Below are 21383 nucleotides of genomic sequence, written 5' to 3' on the forward strand. Positions count from 1 at the left end.
TTAATTTTATGAATATGATTAAAGCTAAAATAATAATTAACATAGTGCGCGCGGCTGGAGTGAGAATATACCAAAGGAATGAGATTATTATTATTGGTAAAATTACATACCAAAAACTTGCAATTATTCTGAAAACAATCACTATAAGGCCCCAGAATGCACCGAAGATAGTTCCTATTATTGAGGCACATAATATAAATAATAATATTTCAAGCATGGTAGCTGTCTCCTTTGAGGACTATGATTCTATCCAATTATATAAAGTAGATAATTTAAGAGATTCAATTCGACTTAAAACGACTGATTCAGGCATCCTTTCGTTAAATGATCTAATTAATTTCCGAAGGACATAGAAGTATAATTCTTGAGCAGAATCGTTATCAACGGATAGCCAACTATACTGCACACTTTCATAATTATCGGCATTAAATGTTATGGTGATATGCGTTGATTCTAGTTTTGCGATGATACAAAAGCTTGATTGTGGTGTTTCAATTTTCATCGTTACCATGACATTTCCCTTTAGTCCATTTGTTCAGACAGTAAATAATCCCAAAACATTGCATCAAGTAATTTGATATACGTTGAAAACAATTGGGGTTCTTTACTGAGTTTAATGGCGATTCCATTCTCAAATTTCACCAAGGTCACATATTCTAAACGAGAATATTTAGGCCTGATAAAATATCTTATTTGTGTTCTTTTAACCAAAGTGCTTTTTACATCCTGAAGCTTATTTAATTAATAACTTATTGTTAATTTCGTTTTGACGACTAAACAAAAACATTTTAGAAATTAATAAACAAGGGCGGCTTTGCCGTGTATTCATCCTTGTTTATTAATTGAGAATAATTTTGAACTTCGTTCTTAATTATTCTTAAAATGTTAAAGTTTAAAGGGAAAAAGAAATAATAAGGTATTAATTAGGTGAGCGGAGTGAGCCTTGTTGACCCCCGCTTGCGGGGACTGGGGCTTGCAGTAAAAAGAGAGTGTTTATTCTCTCTCTTGTATTTACATTTTTGATAATAAAACTAAAGTGACGAACAAGGTAACAACGATATGGATTTCATTTTTGTATTTTTTAATCATGGAATTGCTCCTTTAATTTGTGTTATAATTTAGATACAGAAACAGGGGTTATTAATAACCCCTGTTGGGTATAAACCTACTTGATTAATGCAAGAACTGCTACTATGAATAGCACAACGTCCATTGCAAAACTAATATTATCTCTAATATTAGTCCAAGTGGGCTTTTTTTTATTCCTGCCCATAACATGGGTAACTCCTTTCTACAAACTTGTCACTCTGGCTTTCTAAAGCTTCATTTACTGAAACTGATATTAGACGTTGTGACGAACAAGACAAGTCATATCACCATAAATAAATCAAGGACGGTGGAGCCGTATATTTATCCTTGATTTATTTTATAGACATCCTTATGAATTATATTCATTAGGATTGTCTGTGATATGAATTAATTGAAAGGCACATAAGGCTATCAGTTTAAGTGAATGTTGGGTTTACGTTTGGTTTTGAACCCCGCTTGCGGGGACTGGGGTATATAGAGTAGCGTACAATGAAGTACGCTGAAATTTCTGATTAATTAGTCGTTATCACCAGCGAAGTAGGTCATACCATTTTTAAGAACATTATCAAAAGTTTCATGTGCTTCTTTATCAAGTATATGGGACTTTTTATTTTGTTCATGTTGGTCAGTAGTTACGGTCAAAGCTTGAAACTGTTCCGCTGTCATTGAGCCTGGCTTAATTCCCTTATCAAGGAGTAGTAGAGCTTGATAAAAAAGTCTGGGTGATTCGTTATTTAAACCGCTGACAATGTTGTAAATTGTTTCAACCAATTTTACGCTAACATTCGCTTCAACCATTTCCACATAATCTTTTGAAAGTAACTTTTTATAGTGTTCTTTTGGTACCTTGGTGTCCTTATACAAAAATGTCATATCGGAAATGGATTGTACCATTTTTGAGAGTGGTAGTTTAGTAAAATCATCAAAATATGTTCTAGTCATTATTTGTTCCTTTCAGAAAGCCTTAATGTGACGTTTTGTTCTGTATTTAATGCGTACTTTAAATTATTAATCAATATACGCAATTCTTGTTTGCTTAAGTTAATCTCATTAAAATTTGATTGCTCAAATAGTTGTTTACTAATATTGAATTCACTGGAACCTTCTGAATTATCGTTATTCCAGTAAAATAATGATAAATTATATGACATTTTCTTTATTCTCCGTGTTTGAACTTAACCACCAATCATTAATGAGATTAATAATCTTTCTACGTATAACGACTGCTGATGAACGTTTATTTTGTTGTACTAAATAAGTAATATCTACTGAATAAATCGGATTATCAAATAATGAAGTACTACGTCGTAATGAGAATAAATAAGTATCTCCGTTAAGATATGCTTGTAAATAAATCCGTTCAGACGATTTGAATTTATAATTACGCCATGAAATTAATTCTGAATTATCTGTGATATTTTGTTCCAACATTATATGAATGGAAAGTAAATTATCGTTTTCCGAGTACCATGCCATATTTTGCCTCCTAAAGCTAAGTAGCTAAGCTACTTAATATATATTTCGTTTTGACAAGAAATACATTGCAGGATCGGGATACATAACAAGTGCGGCCATGGGCCGTTCATATACACTTGTTATGGGGACTAGAACCATTTAGAACTTTAGTTCTTAAGGGTTCTTATCCTGCTATTATTGAATGGGCAAATACGTGTATTAAGTAGTTGAGCGTTAGCGTTGAGATCATTTGACCCCCCATGAATGGGGGACTGGGGGAATAATAGTTTGGTGTAAGAATATTTAAATATGATTTTTAAAATATTATAAATTGCAATATGTATTGAAAGTGGTTAATCATCAAAAAATCGAAAAAAAAAGGCGGACTTTTAGGTTCGCCTTTTTTTATTTGTTATTTTGTTGCCATACCTACGAGGTAACAAAATAACAAAGGTGGTTTTAAATAATGTCAAATTTAAATAAATCAATGCAGAAGCAATTGAAGAAGAAGCTACAGGTTGATGCACAACAACAGAAAGCAAGAGAAGCTTTTAATCAAAGTAAACAAGAGGTGGCTAAAGTTACCCAGGAATTAAACGAGGCATTAGGTGAAGAGTTATTAAAACAATTGGGGACGAGTGATTATGAAGCGGCGTTTAAAGTAATCACTAATATCCAACCAATTCAATCCAATGAATATAACTCTGAGGTGAATGCTGATGGCAAGGCTTAGTAAGGAAGAGTGGGAAAAATTAAAAGAGCTGCCCATTATAGGATATTTAGATTATAAAGGTATCGATCACATTGAAGAAACAAAAAATTATCATCGATCCGTTGAACATGATAGTCTTGTATTCAATTTAAAGAAGAATACATACTCATGGAATTCACGAAAAACTAGAAATGGTGACCTGGGAAACTTTATTGAAGAGTATGAAGGCGTTACAAAATCTGAAGCATTAGCACGGTGGTTGGAATATGCAAAATATTCATCAGGATTAGATTTTGATATAAAAAAGAGATACGCCGTAGCTCCTGATAAATATAAATTTAATTGGGAAAAAATAAAAAAATCGGATAATTTCGAAGCTGCAAAGACCTACCTAGTTAATGAGCGTAATTTGTCAGAGGGATTTGTTGATCGATTGTTTAAAAGCGGGACCATCTATTCAGGTTATAAATTTAAAGATCGAAATAGCGGGGCAATACTAAATGCCCCCATATATTTCCCTTGGAAGGATGAGAATGGCAAGGTTGTCGGAGCTGACCGGCAAGGAACAACTATTAATTTTGAAAAATTTTCTAAACGAGGAACGGAAAAGAAGATTTCAAGAGGTAGTAATACAGAGTACGGATTCAACCTTAGCTTTGGAACGGGAGCAGATAAGTTAATTGTATTTGAATCACCAATTGATGCGCTTAGTTATATTCAGCAAAATTTAAAAGATTTGGTTAATGATAATTCAACTATATTTGCCACCTCTGGTGGAGACTATTCAAAGGTTGGTTTTCAACTACAACGTATGACTGATAATAACGGGAAAGTACCCGATGCATTAGTTTTAGCCACAGATAATGATCTAGCAGGATTCAACTTAGCTAATCATTTTGATTTTGAATTTGCTAGTCGTGAAATTCCAGTTATGGGTAAGGATTGGAATGATCAATTAAAAGCTAATGTAACAGGCATTAAGAAGATGACTATGGATGAAAGTGTTCAGCATGCAAAGTCATTAAATGATTTAAAGAAGGCGGAAAATGTTGAAGTACCTGATGGTGTGTTAAAGGACGACAATCAAGTTATTAAATCTGTAAGTCGGCCAAAAACATATCAAAGTAGAAAAGAACGCGCCTTGGCGACTCGCAAAGTTAATGAACAAATTATTAAAGACGCGATGAATAATGTTAAAACAATTCAAAAAGATCCAAAGCAAGTTAAAAAATATTTAGATTTCGTTGCCAATAATTCAGAATTTTCAACTCGGAACTCATTACTAATGTTTAGTCAATATCCCAACGCTGAAATGATGAAGGGTAACAGAGAATTTAAAGATATGGGCTTCTATATTCAGAAAGGTGAGAAAGGCTCAAGAATTTTAGGAGCACCGCAAAAAGCGTCATTCTTAGTCATGGAAGATGGGAGTCGTGTTAAACAGAGCGATGCATCAACAAATCAGCTAAGGCTTGCTTCCGAAGGTAAGTTAAAAGTTTCAGAATTTAAATATTATCCAATCGTTTCTGTTTTTGATGTAAAGCAGACGACAGCAGATTCAAAACATATCTCACGGTTATTGAATAACAGGAAAACTAGTCCTAAATTATCTGATTTAACAGAAAGTCAAGCAAATGCTGCTTACGATATTTTGGCCAATCAAGCAAATCAAATGGGAATCAAGTTAAATGTTGAAAATAATGCATCGATGTTTAAACAAAGAGATTCAAAAGTAAATGGAGTTTTTGCAACAAAGAAAAATGATCCATTAGATCAAACTATTTTTATTCGTGAAGGATTATCACCATATGATAAAGTTTCAGCGCTAGCAACAGAATTAGGACAGGCTTCATTACATAACACTGTTCGTGGAAATGAAGTGGAACAAAATTTACAAATTACCAATAAATATGCAGCTAATATCGAAAATCAAGCCACTCAAACTAATTCAGCAGAAAGTTTGAAAACAATGCAGTCAAAAATGGCTAGTTATATTGTGTTAAAACATATTGGGATCGAACCAGATGTACCTATTGAAGACGATTTGAAGAATTGGAGTGATGTCATGGGAAATGTGAATGATTCAAAAGGAAAGGTTTTGGCTCAAGTTACACAGGCTAGTAAGGTAGTGACTAGAAATTTAGATGAAAAGTTGTCTAATTATATGGATGAAAAGCCAGTGATTAAACAACTTTCTAACACAAAACAGAGTATAGAACGCCAAAATAATCAGGTTCTAATGGATGAATCAAATTCTTCACGTAGTGCTACCGTAAGACGATAGGGGGAGAGATATTAGGAATGGAAAATCAGGTTGGATATTTCACTGTAACTGTACAAAAGAAGGGCTTATATAGCATGCAATTTGTCACAAGTAGTGACCATAAAAATTATATTTTTGTAATTGATGCACAAAGTTACTTAGAGTTTTTTCCTGCAGGAGACCCTATTTTAAATGATGAATACGAAATAACTATGAATCAAAAAAAGGATAGTCGGACTGGGTATGAATTATTGAGTGTGGTTTTAAGAACACAAGATTATGTATTTTCAGATGATGTCTCAGAATATGAAGCACTTGAATTAAATGATGAATTGGGAGATAAGAATATGGATTTAATAAAAGCAGGTAAAATGCGTCAACAAAGATTAGACGCCATTAAAAATGATAATGAATTAATGAATGACTTAAATCGTTTACGTCAAGATGAAGAAAATAGAGTTAAGGAATCGATTGATAATTCCGTAAAGCAAGGGGCTGAAATGTATCTTGGAAGAACTGAAATAAATACTATTGAAGAGACACCTGAAAAAGAGAATGAGCCCAGCCGAGAAATTACATTGCCTACTCAAGTTGGTACAGTAAAATCAGATACATCAGTCTTAGATGCGTTTAAAGATGAATATGACGAAGATTTCCCAATGTAGTTGGTGGTGAAAGTAAATGTATATTTCAAAGTTTACAGAGAATTTAAATGAAAAGGTAGCACTCGATATTAACCGCTATAAAGTGATAAATCGAGAAAATATTATCAAACGTATTAGAGTCATTTTAAATCAAGATGGCCAATCATCAGCGATCTTAGTAGGTGAACCTGGCGTCGGTAAGACAGCAATTATTGAAGGATTAACCACATATATTTTGGAGTCAAGTAAAAACGACCCATTATTTGGTAAAACTATTTTAAAATTAGATCTTACTAGAATTAATGGTAAATCCGGTGATGCCGATTATGCTTTTCAGTTTGGCCAATTAATTGAAGAAATAGCAGCAAATCGAGATAAATATATTTTATTTATTGATGAGGCACATCAGATTGTGGGAACTGGAGCATCAGAGGGATCGATGCAAGATGTTGGGAACTTATTGAAACCGGCAATAGGACGTGGAGAGATACAAGTTATAGGGGCAACAACCATAGATGAGTACCATCGTTCGATTGAAAAAGACGGTGCCTTACAACGACGACTTGAGGAAGTAGACGTTCCTGAATTTACTCCTGAAGAGACAATTGATGTTCTTGAAGATACACGTTGGCGATTTACTCGAAAGCATAATGTTGATATTAGTGTAGAAATGGTAAATCAGACCGTAGATTTTGCGACAAGATTTATTTCGGATAAATTTTTCCCAGATAAAGCCTTGGCCCTATTAGCATCAGCTTCATCAACGGCAGAATATAATCAACATACTGAATTACAACCGTCAGATCTGATTGAAGTGGTACATGAAAAATTCAATATTCCAGTTTCAGTCTTAGCAGAAGGTGTGAGTTCTCGCCTCTTAATGTTAGAAAAAAGACTAAAAAGTCGTGTTATTGGGCAAGATGAAGCAATTGAAACGATTGTTAATCGTATTTGGTCGCGTTCAGCAGGGTTAGGTGATATGTCAAAACCAATTTCATTCTTTCTTGCTGGAACAACTGGTGTAGGAAAAACTGAGACGGCTAAAGCACTTGCAGAAGGAATGTTTGGAAGTGAGAGCAACATGATTCGTCTTGATATGTCTGAGTTTAAAATACCTGAACGTGCAGTTCCAAAATTCAAAACTATGCTTTCTAGCAAGGTTAAAAATAATCCATATTCAGTATTACTTTTAGATGAAATTGATAAAGCTGATTCAGAGGTTTTGGACATCCTATTGCAGATTTTAGATGATGGAAGATTGACTGATGACTATGGTCGTCAAATTAATTTCAAAGATTTGATTATTCTTATGACGTCAAATATTAATGCGAACATGGTTTTAAAACGTGACTCTAAGAGTGAGCAATATCGTATGGATGAAAGACGTTATAAAACGTTTATTGCTGAATTTAAGAATGCGATGCAAACAGCAGGATTCAGATCTGAATTTATTAGTCGGATTGGAAATATTATTATCTATCATCCATTAATTGGAGACGACATTAAAAAAATTGTCGAAATTAAATTAGATAAATTGAACAAACAAGCAAAAAAACAAGGATTTCAAATTTTATATAAAGAAACAGACTTGATCAAGTATATTCCAACTATTGATGAGGGTTATGAATTAGATGGTGAAGGTCAAAAGATCAAATCAAATTCAATAGTAGAGTTTCTTTTGGATAAAGGTTATGAACTAAGTCAGGGAGTGCGTCCTCTTGATGAAGTTATTAATAGGTACGTTGAAACTTATCTATCTAATGCCATTATGACGCAACGTATTACACATAAAGAGAGTGCTAATACATTTTTATTTCGTGCCTTTGGTGAAGGGCCCCAAAAAGATCGTCCATATGGAGATTGGGAAATTGCTGTATCAAGTATTTTTGAGCCACAACTTATGAAAGGAGGGAACTAAATGATTAGAAGAAGATATGCACAGAGGCGTAATTTGAGGCGAAAAGATTTTGTTAGATTACGTGGTCGTCGATGGTTTAGGTTGATATATTTTTCTATGATGATTATTATTGTAACGATCATTGTGTTGTTAATTGGTAATTTAGCAAAACAAATTCAAATCGGGCTAGAAGAAATCGTTACCAAACTTGCCCAAAAAAATGCACATATGGATGTGACAATAGATTGGAATGGAATTGTTCATAGTGGATTAATGTCTTTTAAGCCTAAGCCGTTAGTTGGTGAGTTATTAAATACCCCAGTGTGGGATAAGATTTTGATGTTTGCGATATGGTTATTTGCAATGTGGTCATTAATAATTAAACGTTGGTATAACTGGATTACTCTCTATGCAAATCGGATTAAAAATGCAAATCATTTTGCAGATTATCGAGAGATTGACTCCATATACACGTTGATCCCTGATCGAAATAAATATTATCCAGGAAAGCCTGGTCAACCTGTTGCACACATGGGTGGACTAAATTGGCGGATTTTATTACTGCATCCATTACTTTGGACTAGACAACTACTAAAAGCTCCATTGGGATTGAATAAAGAAATTTTTCCAAAATGGTATCAGGAAATTCGTCCACAATTGATGAAACGTTTCCCAAAATGGTATAAACGTCAATTTAACGTAAAAGGTGGTTTTTCTGGTTTTTATTGGATTGACACAGATGCAACTCATTCTAAAACCACAGGTGCTACACGGTCAGGAAAAGATCAAATGCGTGGGTATCCATTAATTGATATTGTTCGTCGATCCTTGCAGCCTTGGAACATCATTGACACCGACGCCAAAAATGAAGATTTCAAGATGAGTTATAAGGCATTGAGAGAAGCTGGATTCGATGTTATATCTCTAAATATTATGGATGTCGACCAATCACAGACATTCAACCCTTTCCAATTGGCACTTGATTATGCTATGGATGGTGATTTAGATCATGCAAAAATTGAAGTTTCGAAGGTTGTTCAAATTATTGGGTCAGACAGTAATAAAGGTAATAGTGATGTTTGGGATAAGACGGCTGAAGCAACTCAACAATCTGTAATTTTGATTCTATTACTATTATCAATTGAGAATAATGACCCTAAATTAGCAACTCCGTCTGGAGTTCCACAATTTATTAATTCATTAAATGAATATTCTGATCAAGATAGTGATGGGCTCACAAAGTATTTAGAAATGTTGAGAAAGAGAGAGCACACACCACTAATTAATGAAATTCTCTTAACGGCGGGATCGTATTTAGGATCTACTGGGGATACAAAAACTTCGGTTATGTTTACTTTACAATCTCGATCAATGCTATTTGCCAGTGAGAACGTTGCAAGATTAACTGCAAGTAATTCATTAAATGTAATGGATATGGCTTATCCTCGGATGTTAAAGATTAAATTTGATGCAAATTATTCTCAAAGAGTAGCTAAGATACGCTTGTATGATCAATCAGCGCAAAGTGAGGATGATTTTCTTGAGGAAGATAAGGTGAGAGCAACACGTGCAGGAATTGTTCAATATCCATTTAAAGAAAAATTCCCTGAAAATTGGGCCATAGTAGTGTCATTTGATGATAAGCAAAATCCTCATAATATACGAGAAGATGAAATTAACATTATCGGTCATAAGGAAAAGAAACGTATACTCGGTGGTCGAATTTTTAAAGACGAATATACAAAACAACCTATCCAAAATATTGTGACAGATGAAATTAATCAAAAACTTTTTTATGGTGAAGGTAATGTAAGTTTACGTTATTCTGAGAAGCCACGTGCAGTCTTTATTATTACACCTCAAGATAATGACAACTACGCAGCTATTGCGACGTTATTCATCAGTCAGGTTTTTTCGGTTACAACGAGTATTGCATCAAATATTACTAGACGAAAACTAACTAATCCAATTCTTTATAAGCTTAACGAATTCTCAATGTTCCCACGTATTCCTGGATTTAATAATCTCTTGACACGTGGATTAACATATGGACATATTGTTGATCTTTATTTACAATCAATTGCTCAATTATCGTTAAAGTATTCAAAAGAAGAAGTTACTGAAATTGATGATAATACGCTTTCTTGGTACCACGTCTTAACGCCCAACAAGGACACTAATAAAGAAGTATCTGATGCATTGGGTACTATTAAAGTCTTAGAAGAGAGCGTCAACTCACAGGTTGGGCTAGATCATGATGATCGAGGAAATCGTCAAATGAACCGAGTTGATGTACCGTTGTTAGATCCAGTTGAAATACAAAATTTGGTAAATAATGAAATGATTACGTTACCTCTTGCAAAACGTTTAGATGGAAATTATCACAAGATTAAATCAGTTCCAATCTTTGCATCAGGCCCTTATCATTTCCCTAATGCCAGAGATCTTTTGAAGCATAAATTTTCTTTGGATTATTATACTTCTGATCTTAGGATTGATAGCGCAACGATCCAATTTGATTATAAAAAAGATTTATTCATTGATTTCACTCCATACTATTTGAGATTAGAGCAAGAAGTTCAATCAGATGAATTTGGGCCAAATTTCAAAATTAAGAATAAAGTGGAAGATGTTTTAACAGCTTTAAATGGTGCAATTTCTGATAATTATGAAGAAGAAGATCAAATTGAATCTATGGATGATCAAGTAACGGATTTTAAGCGCAATAGCTCATATACCTTGATTAATAGTGAATTTAGTCAAGATGTTCAATTAGCGCATGAAGCACTGATTGAGGCAGCAAAATTAGCTAGTATACCAACTGATAATTCTTCCTGGGGCAGCGTCTTCAATGGTGGATATATGTTGAATAATCCTACGATTAAAGATATTAATAATGATCTAATGCTAACTTGGAAAGCAATTTGGGGAGTTGATCAGGTATTAAGAGGTGAAATTGAACTAAGTCAATTAGGGTCAATATTGGCCGATGGTGAATATGTTGATGATGATCCTGATGATTATTAGAAGAGGAGATAGAAATGTTAGGTATTAGTTCGGTAACGTTAGTAGCTGCTGAAAAGCTTCCTAGCTTACCAGAGAGTGGTCCAGATGCAAATTTTTACAATGCCTGGATCGATTACTTGAATCCTACACCACATATATTCTTGAATTTTGTGGAGTGGATAATGCATGGAATTGCAGTTTTACTTTACGATTTAGCAAACGGTGTGCAAGAAGCATGGAGTTCCGCTTGGAGACTTTCGGATTTTTCACAAATATTTACTAGTACAAGTCGAGATTATGATGGATCTGTTGATCAAAGTTTGTCAGGTGTATTTACTAGTAATAATCTAGGGAAGTTAATTTGGATTATGTTATTAGTTGGATTTGTTGTAATGGCTGTAGTAATGGCTGTACAAATGTTTCAATATTCAATTAGCGGTGGGAAGAAAGGGAAAGATTGGCCTAAAGGAATCGCTATATCAGCTATTATAATAGCAATGTTACCTATGGGAATTTCTAGTATGATGTCAATTGCACAGGGAGTTAATTCAGAAATAAATGTTGCAGTCAGCCCAGTAGATAATCTTTGGAAAAATAATAGTGTGAGTTTAACTAAATTAAATGATGATAAATTTAATATAAACGGCAAAGATATTTCGGACTATTCACCACTTTCCAAGTCAGGTAAAGAAATGAGAGATGCATCTTCAGTTATTAAAGGTTCACAATTTACGGAAACTATGGATGACATTGATAAATATAAAGACGAAGATGTATTTAAAAAGAAGTTGGGTGTTAATGATCAGGTTCAAGATCTATCGGGTGGTAATTGGGCCACAGGTAAAACTTTTTCCGAAACATATCCAGTAGTTAAGGCAAATTGGATTGGCATAATTGGTGGTGAAATCGTATTTATTGTTGTGGGATTCCTTTCAATAATTGAGTTATTATTGAGGTTCTTTAGATTGGCTTATTATACATTAGCGATACTTTACTTTGCTTTAAGAGATGTTCATGGTAAGAAGGCAGTTCAAGTCTTACAACTTATTGAAGGAAGTGTTACAGGAATGGCAATGATGCCAATTTCACTAATTTTATTCTATGCTTGGGTAAATTTTGGATTTGAAATAATTAAACCATTATCCTGGTGGCCATTTACCATTCTCTCAATTTCGATATTGATTTCAGGATACAAAGGATTAATGGGAAGTATGTCGTTAATAGATGAATGGACAGGTACACAATCAGGTCATGGTAGTTCACTACAAAGCGTCGCTGGTACAATGATGGCTGCCAGGGCTATTACTGGTGCAGCTAAAGGTGTTGCATCTAAGGTTAGTTCTGGTGCACCAGGTTTAGAGGGATTTGCGGATAAATTCAAAAAAGCCGGTGATAAGAATGATGCAATTAACAATGCATCACCAGATGGAGATGGTGGTAAGTCGTCGACAGGGAATAGTAATGCAAATATTTCTAAATCCCAAAAATTAGCAAATATGGCTGGTAAGACTGTTGGTATGGCTAAAAATGCCAATAATATTCCTGGAGCTGTCAAGGATGCAGGTAAACAATCACTTCAAAATGGTGTTCAATCTGTTAAGGACAAGGCATCAGAAATTCAAGGAAAGGCACAAGGTTATGGAGATAGTGTCAAATCTGCATTTAATGATGGAAATAATTCTGTGAATGATTTTATTGATCGACATAGTTCTGCTGGAGCTGAAAATAATGAAAAAACAAATGATCAATTAAATAAAGCAATAATGGGCCAAGAAGTTATAAGTAGGGATAATCCTCAAAATATTGGAGATAGTTCAGAAAATGCCGCTCAAACTAAGAATAGCAAAATAAATAATGCGATTATGGGTGAAGAGGGTGAAAAAAATAATTATCCTAAAGTAGGTGGTTCCGGAATTCCAGGTAGAAGTACCAAAGTTAATCAAAATGTTAATGAAAGAATTCAGAATAATGGTAATAATGGACATGATAATATCAATAGTCTGGTAAATAATGATGGTAAACAAAATATCAATCCAAATAATTTAGATGCGTATGGATTGGAAAATAATAATTTTACTGAATCCCAAGATGGCAATAATAAACCAATTGAAAATGATTTTAATTATAAAATTGATGAATTTGCCGATGTTGGAACTAATTATGATAATTCTGACCCATATTCTTCTGAAAAAAATTATGATTTATAGTATTTAAATTAGAAGATATCTATTACATGATATAATAAACTTATTATATTAAATTTAGGTGGTTAGTATGGAATTGAAGAATAAAAAGTTACTGTATTTACTTTCAGGTATTGGAGTATTAATTATTATATTATTACTGGTTATTGTTATGCAAAATAATAATAACAATCCAGATGTTCAGGCTGCAAAATCTTCTTCGGTTGAACATCAGAGTTCAATTTCAAGTGCAAGCTCTGAAAGTTTAGAAGAGTCTAAACTGATGAAAAAAGCTAGTTCTTTTTCAAAATATAAAGGACCAGTTCTTTATGTAGGTGATGGAGTAGCATATAAAACAAGTTGGACAAAAGATCAATATGAACAATTTGTAAAAGAACATAAAGATAATATTGGTACTATGCTAGGGAGTAAGGCAAAAGTAAATTTTGCAAGTGATTTAGGGACTAGTCAAAATTTTGATACGTATGATAAATTGTCTTTCGTTGACTCTTCAGATGAGGCATATTTCGATTCAGCGAAGGATGCGTATTTATATACTGTAAAACATATGCATGATGATGTTGCTAATAGTCTTGTACTAAAAGAAATTAAATAAAAAATAAGGTGAGATTAAATTCTCACCTTATTTTTTATAGACTATTAATTAGTTCTTCAAGGAATAGAGATGTCGATTTGAACCCTTGATCTTTTGCTAGTTTATCTAACTTCTTTTTTGAATTAGGCAGCATTGTAAACGAAAATGTTTGTTTTTTATCTTTGTGGTTAGCTTTAGGTAATTCAAAGTTATTTGAAAGATCGATTGAAGGAGTGTTATCAAATGCCTTCTTCATTTGTTCTTTATTATCATTTTTTTGAAAGGTATCTACTGAAACGGTATTGAATGACATTAGCTATTTTCCTCCTGAGTGGCTTTTAAAATATTGTTAAATTGTGTCTCAATCGTATTGAATAAATTAATGTTTGATTGAGTATTTTGATGATTTAATTCAAAAATTGGTTTCTTTTCTAAAGTGGAAGTATTAAATACTTCTCGTTCTGGAATATTTGCAATAAACCCTGGTATCGTTTTAATTGATTCTTCAAAAGCATGACTACTTGCAGTGTTATGTTTAACTCGTGATGCAATATAGTGAACTTTAGCATCGATTAATGAAGTTCTAGTTTTTAGATCAACCGCTTCTTTTTTAAACTCATCCATTCGTATGTCGTATTGATTTTTGGATTGTGTAAATCCATATTCAGATGGTTCCAGAGGAACAAGAACATGATCACTTATCGCAATCATATTTTTGGTTAATGTTCCGAACTCTGGATGAGTGTCAACAATCATAAAGTCAAATTCTTCAAACATATCAGCATGATCTTGCATCCACATCATCATTAGGAATTCTCGATTAATTTTAGATTGTAAAATGACTTCAAGTTTATCTAAAGTTGGAGCTCCAGGTAATATCGATAAATTATCATTAATCTTTCTGATTTCAACATTACCATCGGTGAATACGTTAAATAAAGTGTTTTCATTGGTAAAAATATTAAACGTGGAACTTAAATTTGCTTGGTAATCGGTATCAACGAGAATAACTTTATATCCTTTTGAAGCAAGCCATGAGCCATAATTAAATGATAACGTGGTCTTACCGACACCACCCTTTGAAGCTGAAAAAGTAATAATATTCATTTTAAAAATCCATCCTTATAAATTAGTCTGTCAAAACGAAATATAAGTTATTGGAAATCTAATATACATATATTATAACTTATAACATGACATTAAACATGTTTTGCAATGTATCTTTAAATATATTTAATAATATAATTTAAATTATGATGGATAATATTAAACACAATATATTTTAAATTATGTTATGTTCTTGCAGTTTCAGAACAATAAAAAATCGAAAAAAAAAGGCGGACTTTTAGGTTCGTCTTTTTTAATTTGCTAAATTGTAATCGTCAGAACGAAATAAACATGGAGGAATTATATATGAGTAAGCAAAATGATGATGTAGAACCATACACCACATTTAATCCTGGGAGAAATATATGGCGGAAAATGTCAAAATTCTTATTCCTAACGGGAGAGCGTCTTGGAGTATTAGGTGTTTTCGGATTATTGGTTCTTATTACAGCACAGAAAATATTTCCATATAATTTAGGCTGGCAAGGGGTTGTTTATATTATTTGTGGTTTTTTACTGACAATTTTTTTAGTGCTTCCAGCACCTAGTCATCCAAATCAATTAATGTGGCGAGAGGTAACTATGCGTAATTTAAATGATTATTCACGGTCAATTAAAGTTGACCCACTTGATTGGGAGGAATAGATATGGCGTTGACAACAAAGAAAGAGAAGCAAAATCTTTCAAAAACAATCGGTGATGTATTCTCTACCGTTCGCAAAAGAGAAGAATTTGATTTCACCAATTTTTTCAATGCAAAGAGATTGGTAAAACCTGAAAACTTGTTGGAGTTAAAGAATGATTTGGGATTTGTGGCTTTTCTGAATATACCTGGTAAAGATTTAGATTTTATGAATTCTGATGGTGATAATGGTGCTGCTGAAGTCATTCGCAAGTACCACTATTTTCTAAACGTCTATCTAGATGATTGGGATGTAATTATTAGTCAACTTCCGGCAGATACAACACAACAACAAATTTCATGGGCTGATAATGTCGAAAAAATCAACAATGAAATGTCATTTGAATATGATGATCCACGAAGATATGATCAAATTTTAGCTCGTCGTAAATTTTCTGAGAATCAAATTTATATTAATCGGAGTGCGGGAGATATTATTACTCACCAGGACTATACAGCGCTGATTCATGGAAAAACAATTACTGAAACAATTGAGTTAAGAGAGAAATTTATTGAGGTAGGTGGGGGAGCTTTAAATCCGACTCCCTTATCCGTCGAACGTATAGAGATGTTATTAAAATTAATTAATGATCCAGTTCAAAATATTGATGAAGGAGAGTAGAACATAATGAAAGCGTCAACCGCAAGAAAGTTAGAAGCAAGAGGATATGATCTGGAGTTTCTTAGGGACATTGAAAATGGTAAACCAGTAATTTTTCATTCAGATTTTGTGCAATATGGTGATGGGTATATGACTATTTTATCAGTCTATGATTATCCTAAGACACAACAAGGGCAGGGGTGGTTTAGAAATCTATTTAGTCAATCAAATACTATTTCAATATTAAAGATTGGTACTGAAGATAGAGCGAAAGTTGAACACAGTTTAAAGACTGCAGCCGCTAATGCTCAAGGTATTGTTAATGCAAAATGGCAAGATGATAGTAAAAAGCTGGCGGCTAGTCAAGAATACCAATCAAATATGGACGACTTAAATGCCGTAATAAACGCTAATGCGACTTTTAAGCGTGTCTATACAAGAATTATGGTTATGGATCGAACATTACCAGAATTGAAGAAGCGAGTAGCAGAGATGCAACGAAAGCTGTCAACTTTTGATATTAGAATCTATTCTGGTGAGATGGCAATGCAATTCTCCCAGATATTCACTCCAGCGATGCAAATTGAAAAAGAAGGAAATCGGGATAAGGGATTTCCAATGAATGCTTATGCTTTAGCAGGAACATTTCCATTTAATTACTCATACTTAAATGATCCTAGAGGGACATATATGGGGCTTAGTTTACAGCAAGGTGAAATGATTTTTGATCCGAGTTATAACGATGGAAGACATCGATTGGTTGCATACATGTTGGTTGTTGGGAACGTGCGGATGGGTAAGTCTTCGTGGGCAAAGAAAAATATTCGACCTTTATGGGCACGTGGAGACAAAATGTGGATTTTTGATAAAAGTTTTGAGTATGAAAAATTGGTTGAATCAATGTATGGTATTCATTTGACAATGGATGGAAGTCAAAACAATGTTAATTTACTTCAAGTATTCGCAACCGTTTTAACACCTGAAGGTGATATTGACGAGATTCAATCATTTAGAACTCATATTGAAAAAATTAAAACAGTTTATTCAACATTAAATCCTGAAGCAGGTACTCATGAATTAAATACTTTAACCAATGAATTAACCGAGTTTTATATTCAAAGCAGAATGTGGTCATATTCTCCTGATGAGCATCCAGAGGAAATTAAAGTAGTCAATTTACCAGACGAGAATTATCCAATTTTAGAAGATTTTGTCAATTATTTGCATAGTAAATTGATTAATGCAGCTAATATGCGTCCCAATGAAGTAGAGAGACTTGAAAATATTCATTCCGTCTTTGATTCGCTAATATCTGATTATGGAGAAATGTTTAATACCGTTACAAACGTTCCTGATCTACAGCAGGAACAAGTGGTTCGGTTTGATACATCGGGAATTGCCAATCTAGATAAAAAAGTTTATAACGCTCAATACTTTAATATCCTATCGCTTATGAACGCTTACGTAACGATTAATGGTTATCAACAGCGACAACGTTTAGAAAATCATGAATTTACTCAAGAATCCGTCAAAACAGGACGTGGGCCCATGCCAACATATTTTTGGTGGATTCAAGATGAAGCTGATGATATTTTTAATGCCGGCCATCCGCTTGGTATTACATTTGCAAATAGAATGATGTCTCAACAAGGAAAAAACTTTTTTGGTATGATGGCAATTTTCCCAGGACTAGAAAACGTTATTCCGGATGGTGTTCAAAAAGATACAGAAGAGTCACGTGCAACACGTAATTTCTTCGGGCAATTTCAAACGTACGCAATACTAAATCTACCTAAGGCTCAGACAAATAAATTGCGGAAAGTGTTACCCTCTTCAGAAGTTACAGATTCCCAATTAAATACGATAAACGGATTAGAGCGTGGTGGACTTCTTCTGAGCATCAAAGGAGCTCAGTCCACGTTTATGAATATGGCCTTATCAGATGAAGAAAAAGATCTTTTCCGTGGAGGTATGTAAATGGTTGAGAAGAAAATTGGTACATTTAGAACTCTTGGTAGGTTCGCTAAAAATAGTGTAAAAAGTCTGCTCCAATCAGATGGTGAAATCGTCAATTATAAAAATCCAAAGACGATTAGAGAGGAAGCGAGACGTGCAGTATTAGATAAGTTTGATGAGGATAAAGAGAATAGTATTGAGCGACATAAATCAGTTGTAAGTAATAAATTATATGAATTTTTGTTGATTTGTATTATCCTAACGTTTGTTTTTCTTTGCATTGTATTGCTTGTTTCTTAAGGGAGATTTGAGATGGATGATGAAGAAATTGAACAAGCAAGTCAAAACAAAAGTAGTTCAAATTTTGCTAAAAAAAAGTTCAGAAGAATGATGGTAATGAAATTTGGGTTACCAATTTTGATAGCAGCGTTGATTACATTGATGTGCTTCCTGTTGTTGATTTTGGCTAGTCAGGGTGAAGAAAGTTGTTATACAAACGATAGCAATATTGGTGGTGGAAATTCTATTGCAGGAAATTGGAAAGATCCTAATTCTCAAGTCCATAAGGATATGCAGTATGCAGCAGATCAATTTAAAACTCAAGCAGGCATGAGCGGTGATAACATCGCGGCTCCATTAGCAATTGGATTACGAGAAAGTCAATTTAATCCTAAGGCTGTTAATCCTGGTGGTCAGGTTAAGGGTATCTGGCAATGGGGAACTGGTGGAGTCAATGGGAATCGTTATGGCAATACTGAAGATACTGTAGAATCTCAAGTTACTTTAGCTATACGTGAGTTAAAGACAAGTCACGTAAAAACCCTAACGGATATGAAAGATGCTAATTTAAATGACTCTTTAGATTCTTGGGATATAAACTTTGAAGGTTTGGGAGTCGGAGACCCACAACGTAAAGTGGAACAAATTAGAGCAACAGCTAAGGAAGTCAAAGAAGTGTTTAACCTTAACTTTGAAGGAAATATCAATACAGGCGATGGAGATATCGATCAGGGAAATTCACCTGATTCGACAACTTGCGATTCTGGTGGTTCGGGTACCGCAAGTGGTATGCCTATTGATGGAGACTATAACATTACGGGGGGGTATCCCGATTACAATGGTGATGCTGGATCTGAACATTACGGTGTCGATTTTCAAACTGTGAACCATAGTGAAAATGGTGAGGAGTCAAATGTATATTCTGTTTCTGACGGAACGGTGGTTGTTAAGCAATTTGATCCAATTGGTGGAAATCATGTAGTTATAAAAGATGAAGCGGGTAAATATGTTTATTACGGTCATGCGCCTTCACTTGACGCGATTATTGTAAGTGAGGGGGACAAAATAAAGAAGGGCCAACATATTACTCATGAAGGTCAAACTGGCTTAGCTACAGGTATTCACGTTCATGTGGGAGTGAATACAATGAATCAGTTCGGGTTTGGTCCGCATTCTGCTGGAATTATTAGTCCTGCCAAGTATTTAAAGTTTTTCCCAGCTGAAGCAATAAAATCTGAAGGAATTCTTTCAAATGATGGTCCACTTGTAGTGCCAGCGGGTCCATTCCATACAGAGAATAAAAGTGAGGATAATACCAATGATTAAATTTATGAAAATTGCCGGTATTATTCTTGCCTTATTATCAATTTTTAAAATAACAAATTTAGGGTTAAATGAGTATAAAAAAAGCTATTTTCAGGATTCTAAAAATCCGATTGAACAACTCAAAAAATTCAATAACAATCAATCTAAGCCAACAATTCTAATTTTTCATAAAGAAGGCTGTAGTGATTGCAAAAGTGTAGTTAAATTTGTTAATAAAGAACTTTTACTTAATATAGATAAGGTCAATTACGTAGTAGTTAGTACCAATTCTAAATCCGGCAAAGCGTTGATACATCAATACAGTGTGTATAAGGTTCCTACATTTATTCTGTTTAATCATAATCATGAAATTTCTAGATATGAGGATACAGAAAAAAATCAAATTTCAGAAATAATGAATGGGAAAATATTAAATTAGTTTGAGGTAGTAAATATGACCAATAAAAGATTTCAACAAATCATTCTTATAATCCTAACTTTATTATTAGGTATTAGTATTTCTTATGTTGTTAAGGAAGAAATTTCTGTAAGAAATAGTCAATCAAAGTTAAATAATGAAAAATTTATGAAGTCAGAAAATAGACATAAATCAGGTAGCAAAGAAAGCTTATCAATACAAGATAAGCCAAAAATTTTTTTTGAGAGGTCGCTTAATGATGCATTTAAGGTGATTAATAAGAAAGATTTCTCGAGTGATCCGGTTATGAAGGGTCCAATGTATCAGGCTGTTGCATTAACTTTTAATCCAATGGGGGGCAATTTTAATAGTCTATCTGGTACTGATATTACCTATAATATTGATGGGAATTCGGTAACTGGATTTGGAACGATTAATGTGCATCAAGTTACTAAATTAAATGGTCAAGAGGGAACTAATAAATCCAATTCAAAAATGGATAATGATGTTGCACATAATGTACTGGTAAAAATGAAAATTCATAATGGTAAGTATAAGGTAACTAAGATTGAGTTTGGACAAATTAAACAGGAGGATAATCAAAATGAAACAACAAAATAAAAGATTCATTATATTCTCTGTGTTAATGTTCTTACTTTCTATTGCCTTGCTAGTATTTGGAATGACACTTAATCAAAAATCTGGTGATATTTCATCGAAGGTAGCAACATTATCAAATGAAAATAAGTTATCAAGACTTGATAATCGAAAAATATATAATGCAGCAAATCAATCCATTAATGATTTCTTCACTACATTCAATACGTTTGACGATCAATCAAGCTACAATAATCGATCAAAATTAGTCCAGACATCATCTGCAAAGAATGTATATCAAGATAAAACTCTTTTTAAAGTTGATAAATATCAAAAGGTTAAACAGGTTGGTTTGCAAAGCCAATTTAACGATATGGATTTTATTCCTAATTATTTAACAAAAGATAGCATTGCAGGAACAGTTGTTGTTAATTACTCTGTAAAGTTAGATAAGAAAGCTAAAAGAGACGTTCAATCATTATATAATGTTGAGTTCTCGGTAAAACAAAACAAAATCACTAAACTTGAACAAGTTGGAACTTTTGATATCTCTGTAAATAGTGACCTCTTAAAGTAAAAAATCGAAAAAAAAAA

General features: G+C 33.4%; 19 protein-coding genes. 15 read left to right on the top strand and 4 right to left on the bottom strand.

Annotated features, from left to right (window positions below):
* Positions 1-1605: 1605 nt before the first annotated feature.
* Positions 1606-2031, bottom strand: a complete 426-nt coding sequence (locus IV73_RS05140; RefSeq protein ID WP_057755833.1) for a hypothetical protein — start codon at positions 2029-2031, stop codon at positions 1606-1608.
* Positions 2032-2229: 198 nt separating this feature from the next.
* Positions 2230-2565 carry a hypothetical protein gene (locus IV73_RS05150; RefSeq protein ID WP_057755835.1) on the bottom strand — a complete coding sequence of 112 codons (336 nt, stop codon included), beginning with the start codon at positions 2563-2565 and terminating at the stop codon, positions 2230-2232.
* A gap of 445 nt (positions 2566-3010) precedes the next feature.
* Here IV73_RS05150 and IV73_RS05155 point away from each other — a divergent pair, with 445 nt between their 5' ends.
* From IV73_RS05155 to IV73_RS05185, 7 genes are all read left to right on the top strand, one after another.
* Positions 3011-3277, top strand: coding sequence for a hypothetical protein (locus tag IV73_RS05155; RefSeq protein WP_057755838.1), 267 nt, complete (start codon positions 3011-3013; stop codon positions 3275-3277).
* Positions 3264-5540, top strand: coding sequence for a toprim domain-containing protein (locus IV73_RS05160; RefSeq protein WP_057755840.1), 2277 nt, complete (start codon positions 3264-3266; stop codon positions 5538-5540). The genes IV73_RS05155 and IV73_RS05160 overlap by 14 nt, the downstream gene beginning before the upstream one ends.
* A gap of 17 nt (positions 5541-5557) precedes the next feature.
* Positions 5558-6184, top strand: coding sequence for a hypothetical protein (locus tag IV73_RS05165; RefSeq protein ID WP_057755842.1), 627 nt, complete (start codon positions 5558-5560; stop codon positions 6182-6184).
* Between the two features lie 16 nt (positions 6185-6200).
* Complete coding sequence (locus IV73_RS05170; protein WP_057755844.1) at positions 6201-8081, top strand: AAA family ATPase; 1881 nt, start codon at positions 6201-6203, stop codon at positions 8079-8081.
* The gene (locus IV73_RS05175) at positions 8082-11087 is read left to right on the top strand and encodes a type IV secretory system conjugative DNA transfer family protein (RefSeq protein ID WP_083485558.1); all 3006 of its coding nucleotides are present in this window, start codon (positions 8082-8084) and stop codon (positions 11085-11087) included.
* Positions 11088-11101: 14 nt separating this feature from the next.
* On the top strand, positions 11102-13273 hold the full coding sequence (locus tag IV73_RS05180; RefSeq protein ID WP_057755849.1) for a pLS20_p028 family conjugation system transmembrane protein: 2172 nt from the start codon (positions 11102-11104) through the stop codon (positions 13271-13273).
* 67 nt (positions 13274-13340) lie between these two features.
* Positions 13341-13865 (top strand): hypothetical protein, encoded by a 525-nt coding sequence (locus tag IV73_RS05185; protein ID WP_057755851.1) that lies wholly within the window; start codon positions 13341-13343, stop codon positions 13863-13865.
* Positions 13866-13899: 34 nt separating this feature from the next.
* Here the strand turns inward: IV73_RS05185 and IV73_RS05190 are convergent, their stop codons facing one another.
* Together IV73_RS05190 and IV73_RS05195 are read right to left on the bottom strand one after the other, a co-directional pair.
* The gene (locus IV73_RS05190; RefSeq protein ID WP_057755854.1) at positions 13900-14157 is read right to left on the bottom strand and encodes a hypothetical protein; all 258 of its coding nucleotides are present in this window, start codon (positions 14155-14157) and stop codon (positions 13900-13902) included.
* Positions 14157-14951, bottom strand: coding sequence for a ParA family protein (locus IV73_RS05195; protein ID WP_057755856.1), 795 nt, complete (start codon positions 14949-14951; stop codon positions 14157-14159). The genes IV73_RS05190 and IV73_RS05195 overlap by 1 nt, the downstream gene beginning before the upstream one ends.
* 306 nt (positions 14952-15257) lie before the next feature.
* Here IV73_RS05195 and IV73_RS05200 point away from each other — a divergent pair, with 306 nt between their 5' ends.
* Genes IV73_RS05200 through IV73_RS05235 form a run of 8 tightly spaced genes read left to right on the top strand, consistent with a single transcriptional unit; the run spans position 15258 to position 21366 of the window.
* Positions 15258-15596 carry a hypothetical protein gene (locus IV73_RS05200; RefSeq protein WP_057755858.1) on the top strand — a complete coding sequence of 113 codons (339 nt, stop codon included), beginning with the start codon at positions 15258-15260 and terminating at the stop codon, positions 15594-15596.
* Between the two features lie 2 nt (positions 15597-15598).
* A complete protein-coding gene (locus IV73_RS05205; protein WP_057755860.1) occupies positions 15599-16255 on the top strand; it encodes a hypothetical protein in 657 nt (218 codons plus the stop codon).
* Positions 16256-16261: 6 nt separating this feature from the next.
* Positions 16262-18211: a hypothetical protein gene (locus IV73_RS05210; protein WP_057755869.1), complete on the top strand. Its 1950-nt coding sequence runs from the start codon at positions 16262-16264 to the stop codon at positions 18209-18211.
* Entirely contained in the window at positions 18212-18490 is a 279-nt protein-coding gene (locus tag IV73_RS05215; protein ID WP_057755871.1) for a hypothetical protein, read from the top strand.
* Between the two features lie 12 nt (positions 18491-18502).
* Positions 18503-19795, top strand: coding sequence for a phage tail tip lysozyme (locus IV73_RS05220; RefSeq protein WP_057755874.1), 1293 nt, complete (start codon positions 18503-18505; stop codon positions 19793-19795).
* Positions 19788-20213, top strand: a complete 426-nt coding sequence (locus IV73_RS05225; RefSeq protein WP_057755876.1) for a thioredoxin family protein — start codon at positions 19788-19790, stop codon at positions 20211-20213. The genes IV73_RS05220 and IV73_RS05225 overlap by 8 nt, the downstream gene beginning before the upstream one ends.
* A 15-nt stretch (positions 20214-20228) precedes the next feature.
* Complete coding sequence (locus tag IV73_RS05230) at positions 20229-20813, top strand: hypothetical protein (protein ID WP_057755879.1); 585 nt, start codon at positions 20229-20231, stop codon at positions 20811-20813.
* The gene (locus IV73_RS05235; RefSeq protein WP_057755882.1) at positions 20797-21366 is read left to right on the top strand and encodes a hypothetical protein; all 570 of its coding nucleotides are present in this window, start codon (positions 20797-20799) and stop codon (positions 21364-21366) included. Before IV73_RS05230 ends, IV73_RS05235 begins: the two co-directional genes overlap by 17 nt.
* Positions 21367-21383: the final 17 nt, after the last annotated feature.

Source organism: Weissella kandleri, from assembly GCF_001438705.1.
Classification (GTDB): Bacteria; Bacillota; Bacilli; order Lactobacillales; family Lactobacillaceae; genus Weissella; species Weissella kandleri.

Coding starts and splice junctions, on each gene's coding strand:
- IV73_RS05140 (WP_057755833.1), bottom strand. CDS start 2,031: ATGACTAGAACATATTTTGATGATTTTACTAAACTACCACTCTCAAAA.
- IV73_RS05235 (WP_057755882.1), top strand. CDS start 20,797: ATGAAACAACAAAATAAAAGATTCATTATATTCTCTGTGTTAATGTTC.
- IV73_RS05190 (WP_057755854.1), bottom strand. CDS start 14,157: ATGTCATTCAATACCGTTTCAGTAGATACCTTTCAAAAAAATGATAAT.
- IV73_RS05185 (WP_057755851.1), top strand. CDS start 13,341: ATGGAATTGAAGAATAAAAAGTTACTGTATTTACTTTCAGGTATTGGA.
- IV73_RS05150 (WP_057755835.1), bottom strand. CDS start 2,565: ATGGCATGGTACTCGGAAAACGATAATTTACTTTCCATTCATATAATG.
- IV73_RS05170 (WP_057755844.1), top strand. CDS start 6,201: ATGTATATTTCAAAGTTTACAGAGAATTTAAATGAAAAGGTAGCACTC.
- IV73_RS05160 (WP_057755840.1), top strand. CDS start 3,264: ATGGCAAGGCTTAGTAAGGAAGAGTGGGAAAAATTAAAAGAGCTGCCC.
- IV73_RS05165 (WP_057755842.1), top strand. CDS start 5,558: ATGGAAAATCAGGTTGGATATTTCACTGTAACTGTACAAAAGAAGGGC.
- IV73_RS05175 (WP_083485558.1), top strand. CDS start 8,082: ATGATTAGAAGAAGATATGCACAGAGGCGTAATTTGAGGCGAAAAGAT.
- IV73_RS05200 (WP_057755858.1), top strand. CDS start 15,258: ATGAGTAAGCAAAATGATGATGTAGAACCATACACCACATTTAATCCT.
- IV73_RS05230 (WP_057755879.1), top strand. CDS start 20,229: ATGACCAATAAAAGATTTCAACAAATCATTCTTATAATCCTAACTTTA.
- IV73_RS05225 (WP_057755876.1), top strand. CDS start 19,788: ATGATTAAATTTATGAAAATTGCCGGTATTATTCTTGCCTTATTATCA.
- IV73_RS05205 (WP_057755860.1), top strand. CDS start 15,599: ATGGCGTTGACAACAAAGAAAGAGAAGCAAAATCTTTCAAAAACAATC.
- IV73_RS05210 (WP_057755869.1), top strand. CDS start 16,262: ATGAAAGCGTCAACCGCAAGAAAGTTAGAAGCAAGAGGATATGATCTG.
- IV73_RS05195 (WP_057755856.1), bottom strand. CDS start 14,951: ATGAATATTATTACTTTTTCAGCTTCAAAGGGTGGTGTCGGTAAGACC.
- IV73_RS05220 (WP_057755874.1), top strand. CDS start 18,503: ATGGATGATGAAGAAATTGAACAAGCAAGTCAAAACAAAAGTAGTTCA.
- IV73_RS05180 (WP_057755849.1), top strand. CDS start 11,102: ATGTTAGGTATTAGTTCGGTAACGTTAGTAGCTGCTGAAAAGCTTCCT.
- IV73_RS05155 (WP_057755838.1), top strand. CDS start 3,011: ATGTCAAATTTAAATAAATCAATGCAGAAGCAATTGAAGAAGAAGCTA.
- IV73_RS05215 (WP_057755871.1), top strand. CDS start 18,212: ATGGTTGAGAAGAAAATTGGTACATTTAGAACTCTTGGTAGGTTCGCT.